Here is a 14,813-nt window from a genome sequence, read left to right as displayed (position 1 = left end):
GCCCGGACGAGCGGGCTGACGGGCGGGCGCGAACGGCCGTGCCCCCGCACGCGGGGGCGTGTGCGGGGGCACGGGAGTCCGGGGGCTTCGGGGGTGTCAGCGGGTGTTGCGGTAGCGGTTCGCGATCAGGGAGACCGTGAGCATCGCGGTCATGACGCCCACCGCCAGGGTGAGGGTGCCGGCCCTGCCGCCCGCCATCGACCAGCCGTTGCCGAGCAGCAGCGCGGTGCCGCCGACGAGGGCGAGCGCGGTGTGGCGGCGGTCGCGCAGGCGGCCGAAGTGGCGGGCCAGGACGTAGCACGCCGCGATCAGAGAGACGAAGGTGACCGACCCGGCGGCGAAGTGGGCGTAGCTGTGCCAGGTGAGCGCGGCGGGCGGCCCGTAGGGCGTGCCCGCCGGGAAACCGTCGGCCGGGTCCATGACGAAGACTCCCGCCAGGATCATGCCGATGCCGCCGATCCGCACCAGCCGTGGCGCCCACGTGCCTCCGGGGGTGCCGCCCAGGGCCTGGCGCAGGCCGGCCGCCCCGATGGTGAACAGGACGCCGACGGCCAGGAAGTTGGCGATCTGGAGCCAGCCCAGCGAGCCGTTGCTCAGCGCGCTCAGCGGGTGGCGGGTGATGTCGAAGCCCTCGCGGGTCGCGGCCTGGGTGAGGGCGACGACCGTCCACAGCGGGGTGGCCGCGACGGCGCAGGCGAGCTTCCTTCCGGTCGCGGTGCGGGCGGTGCGGGTGGCGCGGGCCGTGCGGGTGGTGGCGGTGCTCATGTGTCTGTCCTCCGGGGTCGCCGTTCGGTGTTCGGTTCTCGCTGCTCGCTGACACGTCGATCCGGCGATGTGACAGGGAACGCCGTGCATTCCCTGTCACACGGACCCGTTCGACGTGTGGGTGGTGGACACAGACGAGACACCGGCCGCACTCCGTGACGAGAAGAGGACCCCGTGCGCTACCTGATGACGACCCGTCCTTCCGACACCGCTCCCGACGAGAACCTGTACGCCGAGATGAGCAGGTTCATCGAGGAGCTGTCGGCGGCCGGCGTGCTGCTGGCCACCGGCGGCCTCGAACCGGGCGGCGTCCTGGTGACCTCGGTCGGCGACGAGATCACGGTCACCGACGGGCCGTTCGCCGAGGCCAAGGAGGCCGTCGCCGGCTTCGCCCTGATCGAGGTCCGGTCCAAGGAGGAGGCGGTCGAACTGGCCCGCCGGTTCCGCAGGATCGTCGGTGACGGCGAGAGCGTGGTCCAGCAGGTCTTCGGCCCCTGAGCCGCCCGGCGTCCCGGCGCCCCGGCGCTGCGAAGTGCCCCGGACGCCGCTTGCGGGCCGGCCGGGGCACGTGCTGTGATCGGCCCGTGCCGGATGTCAATCGCACCGTGGACGCGGTCTGGAAGCTCGAATCGGCGAGGATAATCGCCGGGCTCACCCGCATGGTGCGCGACATCGGCCTCGCCGAGGAGCTGGCCCAGGACGCGCTCGTCGCCGCCCTCGAACAGTGGCCGGTCCAAGGCGTTCCGGACAACCCCGGCGCCTGGCTGACCACGACCGCCAAGCGCCGCGCCGTCGACCACATACGCCGCTCCGAGCGGCTGACCCGCAAACAGGAGCAGCTCGCCCACGAGCTGGACCAGCGCCAGGACACCGGACACGGCCCCGACGCGGATGCCGGACAGGAAGACGTCCTGCGGCTGATGCTCATCTCCTGCCATCCCGCACTGCCGACGCGGGCGAGGGCGGCACTGACCCTCCGGCTCCTCGGCGGCCTGACGGCCGAGGAGATCGCGAGGGCCTTCCTCGTCACCCCGTCGGACATCAACCAGCAGATGGCCGCCGCCAAGCGGACGCTGGCGGAGGAACGCGTACCGTTCGACCTCCCCGACGGCCCGGAACTGGCCGGGCGCCTCGCGTCCGTGCGGGAGGTCGTCTACCTGATCTTCAACGAGGGCTACTCGGCCACCACCGGCGACGACCTGCTGCGCCCCGCACTCTGCCTCGAAGCACTGCGGCTGGGCCGCGTGCTGGCGGAGCTGGCACCCCAGGAGGCCGAAACGCACGCGCTGGTCGCCCTCATGGAGATCCAGGCCTCCCGCTCGGCCGCGCGCACCGGGCCTGCCGGCGAACCCGTCCAGCTGCACGAACAGAACCGCGGCCGCTGGGACCAGCTGCTCATCCGCCGCGGCTTCACCGCCATGCTGCGCGCCCGGCAGGCCGGCGGCGCGCCCGGCCCCTACCTCCTGCAAGCGGCGATCGCCGTGTGCCACGCACGGGCGCGCACCGCCGAGGAGACGGACTGGACGCAGATCGCCGGCCTGTACGGGGCGCTGGCGAAGCTGCTGCCGACGCCGGTCGTCCAGCTGAACCGGGCCGTGGCGCTCGGGATGGCGTACGGCCCCCGGGCGGGGATCGACCTGGTCGACTCCCTCACCGCCGATCCCGCACTGCGCGACTACCACCTCCTGCCCAGCGTCAGGGGAGACCTGCTGGTCCGTCTGGAGCGCTACGGGGAAGCCCGGCTGGAGTTCCACCGGGCGGCGGCGCTCACCGGGAACGCCGCCGAGCGCGCCTTCCTCCTCCGGCGCGCGGACGCCATCCCCGCCACCGGCCCGGCGGACCCGCCCGGTCCCACACTGGGGGAGGCCGCCCACGCCTTCCTGACCCGAGGGGATCTGGACGCCTCGACCGTGCACTCGTACGGGCAGACCCTGCGGCGCCTGCGCCGGACCCTCGGAGAACGGCGGCCGCTCGCCTCCGTGACCGCCGGCCAGGTGGCGGCGGCGTTCGCCACGGCCTGGGGCGGGGCGGCCCCCGCGACCTGGAACCGGCACCGCTCGGCCGTCCGCTCCTTCGGCGCGTGGGCCTCCCGGGCGGACCTGGCCGCGGACCTGGAGCGCCGCACCGGGAACCCGGCCGACGGGCCCCGCCCCCGGACACCGGCGCTGGACCCCGCGCAGCTCGACGTGCTCTGGAGCCGCACGGACCTCCCGCTGCGCGAACGCACCCTGTGGCTGCTCCTGTACGAGTCGGCCGCACCCGTGACGACGGTCCTGTCGCTGGACGTCGAGGACCTGGACCTGGACGACCGCCGCGCCCGACCGACCCGCTCGGGCCGCTCCCGGGTGAGCTGGCGTTCCGGGACCGCCGCCCTCCTGCCCCGGCTGCTGGCCGGCCGCGCCCGCGGCCCGGTGTTCCTCTCGGACCGCCGGCCCGGCCCCGCCCGCACCCCCGGACCGGCCGACCTCTGCCCGGAAACGGGCCGCCGCCGCCTGTCCTACGAGCGGGCCGAATACCTCTTCAAGGAGGCCACCAGGCCCCTGGACCCGACCGGCGACGGCTACACCCTGCGCCGACTCAGGGGCGCCCCGCACCCCTGACGGGCCGTCGCCGCTTCGCCCGGTCGGGCGCCTCCGTCGTACGTGCCCGGCGAGCTTCGCCGGGCCGGGCGCCGGACGGGTCCAGGCTCGGACGACGTCCGTACGGCTCGGTGGGGAGGCAGCACATGCCCGGTCGTCGGCGCGCCCCGGAGGGGTACCGGGCCTACCTGCTCGCGGTGCCGGCCGGGGCCCTCGTGGGACTGGTCGGCGGTGCGTTCCGCTGGTGCCTGGAACGCGCCGCCGCGCTGCGCGGCAGGGTGCTGGAGGCCGCCGACGCACTCGGCGGCCCGGGCTGGCTGATCCCGGTGGCGCTCGCCGCCGCCGGCGCGGCGGTGGCCTGCGCGATCGCCCGGCGGGTCCCGCACGCCGCGGGCAGCGGCATCCAGCACGTGGAAGCCGTATGGCGGGAGGAAGCCGGCCCGGGCCCCCGCTCGCTGTGGCTGGTGCCCGCCAAGTTCCTCGGCGGTCTCATCGCCATCGGCTCGGGCCTGGTGCTCGGACGGGAGGGCCCGATCGTGCACATGGGGGCCTCCATCGGCTCCGGGGCGGGCCGCCTCACCCGCCTGGACGCCGAGGACACCCGGCAGCTGCACACCGCGCTCGGCGGCGCCGGCCTGGCCGCGGCCTTCACCGCGCCCCTCGGCGGGCTGCTGTTCGTCTGCGAGGAAGTGACCCGTACGGTCCGGCCCCGCCTGGTGCTGCTCACCTTCATCGGCACGGCTTCCGCGCTCGCCTGCTCCCGGTTCCTGGTGGGTGACGCGCCCGTCTTCCCGGTCGTGCCGACACCGGTCCCGCCCGCGTGGACGCTGCCGGTCTTCCTGCTGTTCGGCGCGGTGGCCGGGGTCCTCGGCGCGGCCTACAGCGCCCTCGTCGTGGGTTCGCTGGCCGTGTGCGACCGGCTCACCCGGGTTCCGCCCGTGGCCCGGGCCGCGGTCATCGGGGCCGTCGTCGGCCTGCTCATGGCGTACGACCCGCTGCTGGCCGGGGGCGGAGACCCGCTGAGCGAAAGCCTGCTGGCGGGCGGGGAGCCCGCCGTGGCGGTGCTGGCGGGCTGGTTCGCCGTCCGGTTCGTGGCGGGCCCGCTGAGCTACGCGGCCGCGACCCCGGGCGGGCTGTTCGCCCCGCTGCTGGCCCTGGGCGCCCTGTGGGGGACCTTCGCGCACGCGGTCACCGCGCCGCTGCTGCCGGCCGGGGCGGCCGGTCCGGGGGCGTTCGCGGCCGTCGGGATGGCCGCCCTGTTCGCCGGCGTCGTACGGGCGCCGCTCACGGGTGTCGTGCTGGTGCTGGAGATGACCGGGGCCACCCCGCTCGTCCTTCCGCTGCTGGTCGCCTGCTTCGCCGCGGTCCTGGCCGCGGACCGGCTGGAGAGCGAGCCGGTCTACGACAGCCTGCGGCGGCGGATGCTGGAGCGGCCCTGAGCCGGCGGAGGGTGATCGTTGCCCGAAACCCCCGTGGGGGAGGCGGCACTGTGATGGTGTGGCCTTCCGATATCCAGCCGGACTTCCAGGGGAGGCCGACGTGTCGCCGACACCGCAGCAGATCTTCGAGGGCTACCTCCACGCGGGCACCATCAGCCGGAACGCCGACGCCCTCGCCGAGACCTTCACCGAGGACGGGGTCTTCGAGGCACCGCTCATGCCGGACGGAGCCTCCTTCCCGCGGAGGCTGGCGGGCCGAGAGGAGATCCGCGGCGCGATGGCGGCGTACTACGCGCGACCGGTCGATGGCGGCGGCGCGCCGAACTTCGAGAAGTCCGGGTACGTGCTGCACACCACCTCCGACCCCGACGTCTTCATCGTCGAGATCGACACGGTCTTCGACGGTGACGGCTCCACGGCAGACCGGGCCGTCTCGCTGGTGCAGATTTTCCGCGTCCGGGACGGGAAGATCGCGAGGCTGCGCGACTACTTCGCCCCCGGGCTGGTGGACTGAGGGCCCGCCCCGCCGGTGCAGTGGCGTTTTGCCAGGTGAACGCACTAGCCCACACGGGTGAGTTTCCCCTCCGTGCCCTGTCCCGGCCCGGCCGCGGGTCGTTACAACCGGATCGTGATCAAGAGCGGGGCCCCCGTGGGCACGACGGTCACCGCCGCCCGCCGGCGTTTTCCGAGCAGCGACAGAGCGACAGAAAGAAAGACGGCTCTTCCATGAACAACCGCCTGCGGTACCTCGCCGCGACCCTGGCAACCGGTGTCACCCTGGCGCTCACCGCCGGTGCTCCCGCCGACGCGCGTCCCAGCGGGGTCCACAGCCAATGCGGGAAGTACATCTGCGTGATGACCGCCCACCACAACCGCTTCGTACAGGACATCACCGTCCAGACCAAGGACGGCCTGCCGGGCACGCTGCGCTCCTACTGGGGCAACTTCCACGGCCCGAGGGTGAACGCGGCCTCCCACCGGTGGGACGTGGGCTACGAGCAGGCGGGCGCCAAGCTCGTCTGCGGTGGCCTGGAGCGCGACGGCCGCACCATCGAGGACGGCATCTGCGTCACCATCTGACCCGGGCGGAGCCCCCGACGCCGCCGGCCGGGCCCCGGTGCCCCCGGCGGCAGGCCCGGCCGGCAGGACCGCCCGCGTACCCGGTTCGCCGGCCACCGGCCCGGGGCGACCGGCGTCCGCCGGATGCATGATGAAGCCATGAGCGACCGCGACGAGTTCCTGGCGTGGGTCAGGACCTCCCTGTACGAGGCGGAGCGCGCACTGCACAACGGCGACCCGGCTCCCCGCCGGGCGCTGTGGTCGCGCAACGAGCCGGTCAGCGTCCTGGGGGCGTGGCGCAACGCCATCGGCCGGCGGGAGCTCGACGAGCTGTTCACCGGTCTCGGCGAGAGCTTCTCCGACTGCACCTCGTACGAGTTCGAACTCCAGGCGTACGACGTCGTCGGCGACATGGCCTACACGGCCGGCCTCGAACACACCTCCGCCTCCGTCGACGGAGAGCCCCGGACCTACACCCTGCGGGCGACCCAGGTCTACCGCCGGGAGGACGGCGAGTGGAGGGTGGCCCACCGCCACGGTGACACCGTGACCGCGTGACGCCGTGACCGCGTGCACCGTGACCGGGTGGCACCCACCAGGCCCGGACGGGACGGGCTAGCGGCCGGACCCGGCGCCGTCCTCCGCGATGCGGCGACGGACCTGGTCCTCCTGGGCGAGGCGGCGCAGCAGTTCGAAGACCGGGGCGCAGATCGCGAAGACGATGACGGCCCGCTCCGCGAGGGCCACCGGTTCGTCGAGGCAGGACGCCCGCTCCAGGTCCAGCCGGGCCACCGACCCGGCCAGTCTCGCGTAGGCGGCCAGCTCGCCGGGGGCGTACTGGGCGTCCAGCCGGCGCAACTCCTTGAGGGCCGCCGTCAGCCCCTTGACGTGCGGTGACGTGCCGGGCGCCCGCCAGTCCAGGGCCGCGAGCAGCTCCGCCACCTCCGCCCCGGCGGCCTCGTCGGCGTCGGTGTCCTCCTCGTCGCCCCCGGGGCCCTGGGAGGCCACCGGCACCGGGAGCGCGTAGCTGATCGCGCCGAGGGCGCCCTCGGTGCTGTGGGCCTGGTCGACGGCCCCGAGCACCTCGCGGGTGGCGGCGATGGAGAGGCCGCCGAGCGTGGTCAGGGCCTTGATCAGCCGCAGCCGCTCCGCGTGCTCCTCCCCGTACTCCGCCAGCGTCGCGGCCGTCGCCCGCCCGGCCGGCAGCAGACCCTGCCGCCGGAAGTACTTGATGCTGGCGACCGGCACGCCGGTGAGCCGGCTGAGCTCCGAGATCTTCATACGGCTTCCCTGCTGGTCATGCGATCCGGTCCGGTGTCCGGCATGGGCGATTGGACACCACAACAAGATACTGCCAGTATCCAGTCACTGGATACCAGAAGTATCCAACTCAGGAATCGCAGCCGCACCGGAGAATCGATGCCTCACCCCACGCCACCCTCCGTGCTCCGCCGACCCAAGTTGTGGATCGGTACGGGACTCATCGCCGCAGTGGTCTCGATGTTGTTCGCCCTGCTCTACGTGGGCGGCAACGTCAACCCCAGAGGGAACCTGCGCGACCTGCCGGTGGCCCTGGTCAACGCCGACGCGGGCGCCGACGCGGGCGGCCGCAGCGTCAACCTCGGCGAGCAGGTCGTCTCGGGCATCGAGAAGGCCGCCGAGGGCGACAAGAGCATCGACTGGCAGCTCGTCAGCCGCGAGGAGGCCGACAAGCGGCTGGGCCGCGGCAAGGTCTTCGGCGCCCTGGTCATCCCGCGGGAGTTCTCCGCCACGGTGACCGCGCTCGCCGCTCCCCAGCCGGCCCAGGGCAAGCCCGCGCCGCCGACGATCACGGTGCTGACCAACCAGTCCGCCGGCAGCATAGGCTCCTCCATGTCCTCCCAGGCCGCCCAGAAGGCGGCCCACGCGGCTTCCGCGCAGATCGGCCAGGAGCTCCTCAAGCAGGCCGCGGCCCAGAAGGCCCCGCTGCCGACGGCCGCCCAGCTCAAGCTGGCCGACCCGGTCACCGTCACCGTCGCGGACGGCCACCCCCTCGGCTCCCGCAGCGCCATGGGCCTGAGCGCCTTCTACTACGCCCTGGTCCTGGTCGTCTGCGGCATGCTCGGCGCCAACCTGGTCAACTCCCAGGTCGACACCGCGCTCGGCTACCTGCACACCGACTACGGCCCGGTCCGCAAGCGCGAACCCGTGCAGCACACCAGCCGCGTCCGCACCCTGGCCGTCGGCATGGCGCTCATGCTCGGTATGTCGGTGATCATGGGCACCCTCGTCGAGGTCGCCACCGTCGCCATCCTCGACATGGACGCCTCCCACCTCGGCCTGCTGTGGCTGTACTCCGTCGCCACGATCGCGGTCGTGGGCATCGGCAGCCTCGCCCTGTTCGCCGCCTTCGGCACCCCGGGCATGCTGCTGGCCACCATCGTCTTCATCGCGATGGCGGTTCCCTCCTCCGGCGCCACCGTGCCCCTCCAGGCGCTGCCCGGCTTCTTCCGCGGCCTCGCCGAGTTCGAGCCGCTGCGCCAGGTCACCGAGGGGCTGCGCTCCCTGCTCTTCTACGGGGCCCAGGCCGACGCCGGCCTGAGCCGGGCGTGGGCCGCGATGGGGATCGCCCTGGTCGCCGCACTGCTCTTCGGCTTCGCGGTCACCCGCCTCTACGACCGCCGGGGCCTGCACCGCATCCCCCGCCCCGACGCCGACGGGACCTCCGCCGACGAGACCCCGGAGCCGCCCGCGGCCGCCGAGGCCGCGGCGCCCGCCACGGCCTGAGACGGGCCGGGCCCGGCCGCCGGAGGGGCCCTTCAGGGCAACGGGCGGCCGGCCACAGCCGGGATCCTTGGAAAGGCGGGTTCCGCGCGGTACCCCTGACAGGGCGTACGCGCGGAACCCGCCTTTCCGCATGCGGCCGTCCCGGCCGACCGGCCGGGCGGCGCGGCCCGCGCGCCCCGACCGACGGCAGGAGCGCCGCATGACCACAGGCTGGACCCCCCGCCCGCCGGACGCCGGCCACCCGCAGGGCGAGCACCTGCCCGAGCTCGACGTCCCGCCGCCGGGCCGGCAGCGACGCTGGACGGTGCTGCTGCGGCTGCTCCTGCTGCTGCCGCAGCTGATCGTCACGGCCCTCCTCGGCATCGCCGCCTTCTTCGTGACCATCGCCGGCTGGTTCGCCGCTCTGGTCCAGGGCCGCCTGCCCGACGGCATCGCCCGCTTCCTCGGCGGGTTCCTGGCGTACGAGACCCGGGTCGCGGCCAGTGCGGTGCTGCTGGTGGACCGGTACCCGCCGTTCTCCTTCGAGGCGCCCGGCCATCCGGTCCGGATCGAGCTGCGCCCCGGCCCGCTGAACCGGGCGGCGGTCCTGTTCCGCCTCGTCCTCATGATCCCCGCGATGATCGTGGCGGGCCTCCTGCAGTACGGCTGGGGCGCCGTCTGCTGGGTGTTCTGGCTGATCACCCTCGTGCTGGGGCGCATGCCCACCGCGGTCTTCGGCGCCGTCGCGGCGGTCGCGCGGTACCGGATGCGCTACCAGGCGTACACGATGATGCTGACCTCCGCGTACCCCAAGCGCCTGTTCGGCGACGCGCCGGCCGCCTCCGCCCCGGCACCCGGGCCCGGCGCGGGGTCCGGCACCCGGCCGCTGCTCCTCGGCACGCCGGCGAAGGCGCTGATCGTGCTCCTCCTCGTACTCGGGATCCTCGTCGCGTGCGCCTCCCCGACGGTTCAGGTCCAGGTCAGGGACGACGACCGGTTCCACGGCAGGGAAACCGCAGCGATCCGGACAAGCTGAATGACCTCCAGGTGAACGCGGGCCGCTCGACGGCAGGTCAGCGGCCCGCCTTCGGCCGGGCGGCCCCCTCCTCACCCCCTGTTTCCGTCCGGACACGGAGCGGCGCACACCGCCTGAGCTGCCCGAACGACCATTCGTTATCCGATATTCGAACGGCCTGTCCGTAAATCGGCCGTCGATATGCACTCCACCTTCATACCCGACAGACTCGGTCGCATCGGAGCCCGACAACGAAAGTAATTGTCGCGCTCAACCTTCGTATCGAAAGTGAGTCTTGTCGTGCGCTACCGCTTCGCTGCCGTCTCCGCCGCCGCCCTCCTGTGCCTGGCAGGCGCCACCGGCATGGCGGAGGCCAAGCCCACCAGCCTGTACGCCCCGTCCGCCATGGTCTTCTCCGTCGCCCAGGGCGACGACGCCTCCGCCACGGTCCTGCGTGCCGCCACCCTCAGCTGCATGCCGAGCGCGCAGGGCACGCACCCCGACCCCAAGGCCGCCTGTACGGCCCTGAACTCCACCGGAGGCACCTTCGACCGCCTGCTGGCCGCCCCCGACACCAACCGCGCCTGCCCCATGCACTACGCGCCGGTGACCGTCACCGCGGAGGGCGTCTGGCAGGGCAGCCGCGTCACCTGGAAGCACACCTTCTCCAACGCCTGCGCCATGAACGCGACCCTCAACGGCAACGCCGTCTTCGCGTTCTGACGCCCGCGCCGCAAGGACGGGCCCCCGGACGGGACGCCCGTCACCGCTTCGGGCGTCCCTGGAGCACCGCCTCGATCTCCCCCGCGACATCGCCCCGCCCGAGCCGCGCGCGGCCGAAGTCCGCGGTGCGCGGCAGGTGCAGCACCAGTTCGTACCCCACGTCGACACGCACCCGCCCGGAGCGCAGCACGAAGTCGTACGCGTGCCCGCCGCGCGTGCGGCAGCGGGAGAGGAAGTGCAGGTGGTACCCGGCGGCGGCCACCCCCAGCATGTGGGCGGGGCTGCGGAAACCGACGACGGTGCCCGCGAGGCCGGTGTGGGTGGAGACGATCTGTCCCGCCACCGCGTCGATCAGCCTCGCGTACGGCCGGTGCTGTTCGGGGAGCATCCGGGTGACCACGTGGTCGAAGTACCCGTCGACGCGGACGGCGTAGAAGTGGTTGGGGCTCGGCAGCCGGTCGTCGATCAGCGCCCGCAGCCCCGCGGCGTCGACCGCCTCCCGCGTACGCCAGTCGTGCTCGCCGTGGAAGTAGGTCACCGCCGCCAGCGGCGTGCGCGTGGACGGGTCGGCCTCACCGGCGGACCCGTCGGCGCGCAGCCGGTAGCAGCGGCCGTCGAGGACGATCATCTCGCCGTCGAGCCGGTCGAAGGTGCCGATCCCGAAGTCACCGTGCCGGCGCAGCTCGGCGATGGTGGTCGTGCCCTCGTAGACGCCCTCCAGCATGGCCGTCATGGTCGAGGTCTGGAAGATCCTCCCCTTCGGCCGGTGCGTGTCCGGCGTGCTCGCTCCCGGTGCGCTCATGTTCCCCCTGCTTCCCGTGCGTACGACGACGGTCCGGCAGCGGAACCGGCGCCTTCCCCTCGCCGCCGGACCCGCGCCGAGCACGCTAGGGAACCGCCGCCCCGGTCACAACGGCGCGCACGCCGTCGCGCGTGGCGCGCCGGGGTGTGCGCGCCCCGCGGAGCCCCCGCGCCCGAAGGGTGGTGAACCGCGGCCGCGCGGGGTAGACGCGGCCCATGACCGGACAACCCCTGACAAGAAGCGGCTCCCGCGCCTGGTCGCGCCGGCTCCTCGCGGGTCTGGACCGGCTGGAGCAGTGGCCCGCGCCCGACCGCCTCGCGTCCGCGGTGCGCGGGGCCGTGCGCGCCGTTCCGCTGGGTCCGGCCCGCGACGTACTGCACGGCCTTCCGCTCGGGCACCCGCTGCATCCCCTGCTGGTCCAGGTACCCCTCGGGGCCTGGCTCTCGGCCGCCGTGCTGGACTGCCTCCCCGGGCGCCGGCGCGAGCAGCAGGTGCTGATCGGAGTGGGCCTGGTCTCGGCCGCACCCGCGGCGGTGGCCGGCTGGGCCGACTGGGCGGAGCTGCCGCCCGAGCAGGCCCGGGTCGGACTCGTCCACGCCGCCGCGAACCTCACCGGCGTATCGCTCTACGCCGCCTCCCTCGCCGCGCGCCTGCGCGGCCGGAACACATCCGGCAGGCTCCTCGGAGCGGCCGGCCTCGCGGCGGTCGGCGTCGGCGGAGCCCTGGGCGGACACCTCTCGTACCGTCAGGCGGCCGGGGCCAACCACGCGGAGGCGGTCCCGCACATCGTGCCGGAGGGCTGGAGCCGGCTCGGTGCGGTCGCGGACTTCCCCGTGGGGCGGGCCGTGCGGGCCGAGCTGGCGGGAGTGGACGTGCTGGTGGTGCGGCAGTCCGGGGGCGAGATCCGCGCGCTGGCCGGCCGGTGCTCCCACATGGCCGGCCCCCTGTTCGAGGGCGAGCTCGCCGACGGCTGCGTCCGCTGTCCCTGGCACGGCAGCGTCTTCCGCCTGTCGGACGGCTGGAACGTCAGCGGCCCAGCGACCGCACCGCAGCCGGTCTTCGAATGCCGCACGGTCGACGGCGACGTCGAGGCCCGCCTGCTCCGTCCGCACTCCGGAAGGTGACACCGGCCGCACCGGGGACCCCGCATCCGAAGCTCTGAAGTTGCTCAACACGGGGTTGGGGCCGTTCCCGCGCAGGGCATCGTGCCGGCACGGAACGAAGAGGGAACGGAGAGCAGGATGGAAGTGGTGCTGACCATGGCGGTCGTCATCCTCGTGGTGGCCGTCCAGGTGCTGTTCGGGCGCAAGCGGCCGCGGCGGCGGAGGTCCTCGTGGGGCGACGGCGGCGGCGACTCCTGCGGCGGAGGCTCGTCCTGCGGGGGAGGGGGCGGCGGAGGCCGGGGCGACTGACGGACCCGGGCGAAGCGGCCGGGGCCGCCGGCCCGGGGTCCGGCCGTACGGCTCAGCGCACGGGCGGATGGGCGGCCAGCCAGTGGCGCGCGATGCGTTCGCGGGTGGTGACCCATGCCCCGCCGCGCCGGGCGACGTGCCGCAGGAAGCCGTCGAGCGCGCGGATGCGCCCGGGCCGGCCGATGATCCGGCAGTGCAGGCCGACGCTCATCATGCGCGGCCGGTCGGCGCCCTCGGCGTGGAGCGCGTCGAACGTGTCGACGAGGTAGCCGAGCATGTCGTCGGCGGTCGTGAAGCCGTGGACGATCAGGAACTTGAAGTCGTTCGCGTCGAGGCTGTACGGCACCACGAGGTGCGGCCGCCCGGCCGCCTCGACGTAGAAGGGCAGGTCGTCGGAGTAGTCGTCGGAGTCGTAGAGGAAACCGCCCTCCTCGGCGACGAGCCGCCGTGTGGCGGGGCTCGTCCGCCCGGTGTACCAGCCGACCGGCCGGCGGCCGACGAGCCGCTCGATGGCGGCGGTGCAGCGCGCGATCTCGGCGCGCTCGGTGTCCTCGGGCACATCGCGGTAGTCGGTCCAGCGCCAGCCGTGGCCCGCCACCTCCCAGCCGGCGCCGCCCATCGCCCGCGCCGCCTCCGGGTTGCGTTCGAGCGCCTGCCCCACGGCGTGGACGGTGAGCGGCGCGCCGTACTCCGCGAGGGTGCGGTGGATGCGCCAGAACCCGGCCCGCGAACCGTAGGCGAACATCGACTCGACGTTCAGGTCGCGCCCGCCCACCACAGGCGGCGCGCCGACGATCTCGTGGAGGTACCCCTCGGAGGCCGGGTCGCCCTCCAGAACGCTCCGCTCGCCGCCCTCCTCGTAGTTGAGTACGAGGCTGACGGCGACCCGGGCCCCGCCGGGCCAGGCGGCGTGCGGCGGCTCGGCACCGTAACCGACGAGGTCGCGCTGATGCTCCGTCACGGCCGCACCCTACAGCCCCGCCCGGCGGGCCGCCGGACGGAGTGCAGGCCGTGTCGGGGTTCGGGCCGGGCCGGATTCGGGCCGGATCAGGCTGTGGGCCAGGGGATGTCGGTGGCCACGGCGGCGGTGTAGTCGATGCCCGGCACCGAGAACCCGTACAGGCGCCGGACCTCGTCGCGGAACCAGTCGAGGTCGGCGAGCCCCGCGATGGTGCCGGTCGTGGCGGCCTCCCAGCGCTCGGCGACGGCCGCCTGGACCCCGTCGGCGAGCTCCCAGGTGTCGAGCCGGACCCGGCCCTCGTCGTCCTGGGCGAGCGGGGCCGCGCCGGTCAGCTGGTCCCACAGGGCGGCGAGCTGACGGATCGGCGGGACCAGGTCCTCTCCGAGCACCCCGCGCAGCAGGCCGGTGTACAGGGCGATGCCGGGGACGGCGGTGGAGGACTGGGTGACGGCGGCGCCGTTGACGGAGGTCACGGCCCGGCCGCCCACCGTCTTGGCGAGGCGCTCGTCCAGGGTGCGGGCGGTCGCCTCCAGGTGGGCCTTGGCCACGCCGATGGTGCCCTGCCGGTAGATCGCCGCCGTCAGCGGCGAGCCGATGTACGACAGCGCGGCGGTGGCGAAGCCTTCGGCGAGCAGGCCCCGTCCGGCGAGGTGGTCGATCCAGCGCTCCCAGTCGGCGCCGCCCATCACGGCCACGGTCTGCTCGACGTCGTCGCCCTCGGCCGGCCCGGTCTCGACCTCGCGGACCTCGGGAGCGCCCTCGTCGTCGAAGACGAGGGTCTTGGTGCGGTTCGCCCCGCCGATCGGCTTGAGGACGGAGGCGTACGCGGCACCGGTGTCGGGGTCGGTGCGGCGGGGGGCGGCGACGGAGTACACCAGGTAGTCCAGCCGGCCGCCGAAGCGCCGCTCGACGAGCTCGGCCACCTGCTCCTTCATCGCGTCCGAGAACGCGTCGCCGTTGAGGAAGACCAGGTCCCGCCCGGCCGAGCGGGCGATGTCGGCGGTGGCGGCGGTGCGGTACCAGCCGGCCGTGGCGGTACGCCGCGGCGTGGGGGCCTTCTCGAAGGAGACCGCGATCCCGCGGATCCCGGCCCGCTTGAGTCCGGCGAGGGTGGCGGCGAGGCCGTATCCGGCGGAGGAGCCGATGACCAGTGCCACTGGGCCGTCGCCCTCCGGGACGTCGGCGGGAGCGGGGCACGCCTGCCACATGTCGTCCACCAGCCGCCGGCAGCCCGCCGGGTGGGAGTCGAGGAAGAGGAAGCCCCGGTTGCGGGGGGTCAGAACGCGCTCGTTCACGGTGGCAGTCCTTGGGTC

The 14,813-nt window shown here is 74.2% G+C and carries 16 protein-coding genes; 11 read left to right on the top strand and 5 right to left on the bottom strand.

Features of this window, described 5'->3' with window-relative positions; translation table 11 throughout:
- Positions 1–96 precede the first annotated feature (96 nt).
- Positions 97–765 (bottom strand): DUF998 domain-containing protein, encoded by a 669-nt coding sequence (locus ACZ597_RS17950; protein ID WP_471330682.1) that lies wholly within the window; start codon positions 763–765, stop codon positions 97–99.
- Between the two features lie 174 nt (positions 766–939).
- Between ACZ597_RS17950 and ACZ597_RS17945 the strand changes: the two genes are divergently transcribed.
- The 6 genes from ACZ597_RS17945 (at position 940) to ACZ597_RS17920 (ending at position 6,400) form a co-directional block, all read left to right on the top strand.
- A complete protein-coding gene (locus ACZ597_RS17945) occupies positions 940–1,263 on the top strand; it encodes a YciI family protein (protein ID WP_471330679.1) in 324 nt (107 codons plus the stop codon).
- Positions 1,264–1,349: 86 nt separating this feature from the next.
- A complete protein-coding gene (locus ACZ597_RS17940) occupies positions 1,350–3,365 on the top strand; it encodes a sigma-70 family RNA polymerase sigma factor (protein ID WP_471330676.1) in 2,016 nt (671 codons plus the stop codon).
- 125 nt (positions 3,366–3,490) lie between these two features.
- Positions 3,491–4,783, top strand: coding sequence for a ClC family H(+)/Cl(-) exchange transporter (locus ACZ597_RS17935; protein WP_471330673.1), 1,293 nt, complete (start codon positions 3,491–3,493; stop codon positions 4,781–4,783).
- Positions 4,784–4,883: 100 nt separating this feature from the next.
- Entirely contained in the window at positions 4,884–5,297 is a 414-nt protein-coding gene (locus ACZ597_RS17930; protein WP_471330671.1) for a nuclear transport factor 2 family protein, read from the top strand.
- A 212-nt stretch (positions 5,298–5,509) separates the two neighbouring features.
- Positions 5,510–5,863, top strand: coding sequence for a hypothetical protein (locus ACZ597_RS17925; protein WP_471330668.1), 354 nt, complete (start codon positions 5,510–5,512; stop codon positions 5,861–5,863).
- A gap of 138 nt (positions 5,864–6,001) precedes the next feature.
- Positions 6,002–6,400 carry a nuclear transport factor 2 family protein gene (locus ACZ597_RS17920; RefSeq protein WP_471330665.1) on the top strand — a complete coding sequence of 133 codons (399 nt, stop codon included), beginning with the start codon at positions 6,002–6,004 and terminating at the stop codon, positions 6,398–6,400.
- 57 nt (positions 6,401–6,457) lie between these two features.
- Here the strand turns inward: ACZ597_RS17920 and ACZ597_RS17915 are convergent, their stop codons facing one another.
- Entirely contained in the window at positions 6,458–7,123 is a 666-nt protein-coding gene (locus ACZ597_RS17915) for a MerR family transcriptional regulator (RefSeq protein ID WP_471330662.1), read from the bottom strand.
- 138 nt (positions 7,124–7,261) lie between these two features.
- On the opposite strand from ACZ597_RS17915, the gene ACZ597_RS17910 reads away from it, so the two are divergent.
- The 3 genes from ACZ597_RS17910 to ACZ597_RS17900 all read left to right on the top strand — a co-directional run bounded on the left by ACZ597_RS17910 (position 7,262) and on the right by ACZ597_RS17900 (position 10,325).
- Entirely contained in the window at positions 7,262–8,608 is a 1,347-nt protein-coding gene (locus ACZ597_RS17910; protein WP_471330660.1) for a YhgE/Pip domain-containing protein, read from the top strand.
- A gap of 199 nt (positions 8,609–8,807) precedes the next feature.
- Positions 8,808–9,623, top strand: a complete 816-nt coding sequence (locus ACZ597_RS17905) for a DUF4389 domain-containing protein (RefSeq protein ID WP_471330657.1) — start codon at positions 8,808–8,810, stop codon at positions 9,621–9,623.
- Positions 9,624–9,965: 342 nt separating this feature from the next.
- On the top strand, positions 9,966–10,325 hold the full coding sequence (locus ACZ597_RS17900) for a subtilase-type protease inhibitor (RefSeq protein WP_471331323.1): 360 nt from the start codon (positions 9,966–9,968) through the stop codon (positions 10,323–10,325).
- A 40-nt stretch (positions 10,326–10,365) separates the two neighbouring features.
- Here ACZ597_RS17900 and budA read toward each other — a convergent pair whose 3' ends face one another.
- Positions 10,366–11,127 (bottom strand): acetolactate decarboxylase, encoded by a 762-nt coding sequence (gene budA, locus ACZ597_RS17895; protein ID WP_471330654.1) that lies wholly within the window; start codon positions 11,125–11,127, stop codon positions 10,366–10,368.
- A gap of 215 nt (positions 11,128–11,342) precedes the next feature.
- Between budA and ACZ597_RS17890 the strand changes: the two genes are divergently transcribed.
- Positions 11,343–12,251, top strand: a complete 909-nt coding sequence (locus ACZ597_RS17890) for a Rieske (2Fe-2S) protein (RefSeq protein WP_471330651.1) — start codon at positions 11,343–11,345, stop codon at positions 12,249–12,251.
- A gap of 117 nt (positions 12,252–12,368) precedes the next feature.
- Positions 12,369–12,539, top strand: a complete 171-nt coding sequence (locus ACZ597_RS17885) for a hypothetical protein (RefSeq protein WP_471330649.1) — start codon at positions 12,369–12,371, stop codon at positions 12,537–12,539.
- 52 nt (positions 12,540–12,591) lie between these two features.
- Here ACZ597_RS17885 and puuE read toward each other — a convergent pair whose 3' ends face one another.
- Positions 12,592–13,500 carry an allantoinase PuuE gene (gene puuE / locus ACZ597_RS17880; protein WP_471330646.1) on the bottom strand — a complete coding sequence of 303 codons (909 nt, stop codon included), beginning with the start codon at positions 13,498–13,500 and terminating at the stop codon, positions 12,592–12,594.
- A gap of 86 nt (positions 13,501–13,586) precedes the next feature.
- On the bottom strand, positions 13,587–14,795 hold the full coding sequence (gene fabV, locus ACZ597_RS17875; protein WP_471330643.1) for an enoyl-[acyl-carrier-protein] reductase FabV: 1,209 nt from the start codon (positions 14,793–14,795) through the stop codon (positions 13,587–13,589).
- Positions 14,796–14,813 lie beyond the last annotated feature (18 nt).

Source organism: Streptomyces sp. NPDC040718, assembly GCF_055593565.1.
This window is presented reverse-complemented; position numbering and strand designations above follow the sequence as displayed.

Excerpts from the sequence above, each read along its gene's own strand:
- ACZ597_RS17915 (WP_471330662.1), bottom strand. The coding sequence starts at position 7,123 with ATGAAGATCTCGGAGCTCAGCCGGCTCACCGGCGTGCCGGTCGCCAGC.
- ACZ597_RS17910 (WP_471330660.1), top strand. The coding sequence starts at position 7,262 with ATGCCTCACCCCACGCCACCCTCCGTGCTCCGCCGACCCAAGTTGTGG.
- ACZ597_RS17935 (WP_471330673.1), top strand. The coding sequence starts at position 3,491 with ATGCCCGGTCGTCGGCGCGCCCCGGAGGGGTACCGGGCCTACCTGCTC.
- ACZ597_RS17900 (WP_471331323.1), top strand. The coding sequence starts at position 9,966 with ATGGCGGAGGCCAAGCCCACCAGCCTGTACGCCCCGTCCGCCATGGTC.
- ACZ597_RS17920 (WP_471330665.1), top strand. The coding sequence starts at position 6,002 with ATGAGCGACCGCGACGAGTTCCTGGCGTGGGTCAGGACCTCCCTGTAC.
- ACZ597_RS17885 (WP_471330649.1), top strand. The coding sequence starts at position 12,369 with ATGGAAGTGGTGCTGACCATGGCGGTCGTCATCCTCGTGGTGGCCGTC.
- ACZ597_RS17950 (WP_471330682.1), bottom strand. The coding sequence starts at position 765 with ATGAGCACCGCCACCACCCGCACGGCCCGCGCCACCCGCACCGCCCGC.
- budA (WP_471330654.1), bottom strand. The coding sequence starts at position 11,127 with ATGAGCGCACCGGGAGCGAGCACGCCGGACACGCACCGGCCGAAGGGG.
- ACZ597_RS17890 (WP_471330651.1), top strand. The coding sequence starts at position 11,343 with ATGACCGGACAACCCCTGACAAGAAGCGGCTCCCGCGCCTGGTCGCGC.
- ACZ597_RS17905 (WP_471330657.1), top strand. The coding sequence starts at position 8,808 with ATGACCACAGGCTGGACCCCCCGCCCGCCGGACGCCGGCCACCCGCAG.
- ACZ597_RS17925 (WP_471330668.1), top strand. The coding sequence starts at position 5,510 with ATGAACAACCGCCTGCGGTACCTCGCCGCGACCCTGGCAACCGGTGTC.